Genomic DNA, 596 nt, shown 5'->3' with positions numbered 1-596 from the left:
ATAGACGGTGCCTTCGGCGGTGCGGGTGCCAGGCAGCGCCAGTGTGACGGCTGCGGCGATCAGCGCACCGATTCCAGCGCCGACACCGACCTTGCTGGCCGGGGTCAGCTTGCGCGGTTCACTGGCCATCGGTCGGCACCTTGCGGGTGATGCGCGCGACGGCGATCGCGACCAGCAGCAGGATCGGGAACGATCCGGTCAGCCACGACGGGAGCAGCGCGCGCAGATCCTGCGGCATCGCATTCCAGACTTCCGACGCAGTGCCGGGAAAGGCCTGCACGAACGTCTCGATCAGCGCGCCGATCGCGGCGAGCCGGATCGAGGAGAAGGTATAGGCGCGGTGCCAGTCATCGATGAGACGCGCGCACAACCAGGCGCGCCACTTTGCGAGCAGCGTCATCGGATATCCTTTCGGGGTACGGGAGAGTGAGCGGGGTCAGCCCCCGCAGGCATCGCCTTCGGAGGCTTGGTCGTACGTCGCCGCAGTGGCGCGGATGCCACGCGAAAGGGCGTCCTGTTCCAGTGCCGTTTCGGCACGCGAGACGAGATCGTCGAACGCGGGCGTGGGCGGATGGAGCGGAAACGCGCCGCGCAGC

General features: G+C 68.1%; 1 protein-coding gene. It reads right to left on the bottom strand.

Annotation, left to right across the window (positions count from 1 at the left end; all coding sequences use genetic code 11):
* Positions 1-118 precede the first annotated feature (118 nt).
* Complete coding sequence (locus AACY45_RS27525) at positions 119-400, bottom strand: DUF7940 domain-containing protein (RefSeq protein WP_033965602.1); 282 nt, start codon at positions 398-400, stop codon at positions 119-121.
* Positions 401-596: the final 196 nt, after the last annotated feature.

Origin of the sequence: Pseudomonas sp. RA_35y_Pfl2_P32 (assembly GCF_963970735.1) — a bacterium.
In the GTDB taxonomy this organism is placed as follows: domain Bacteria; phylum Pseudomonadota; class Gammaproteobacteria; order Pseudomonadales; family Pseudomonadaceae; genus Aquipseudomonas.
The sequence above is the reverse complement of the archived record's forward strand: the minus strand, read 5'-3'. Positions and strand labels throughout refer to the sequence as shown.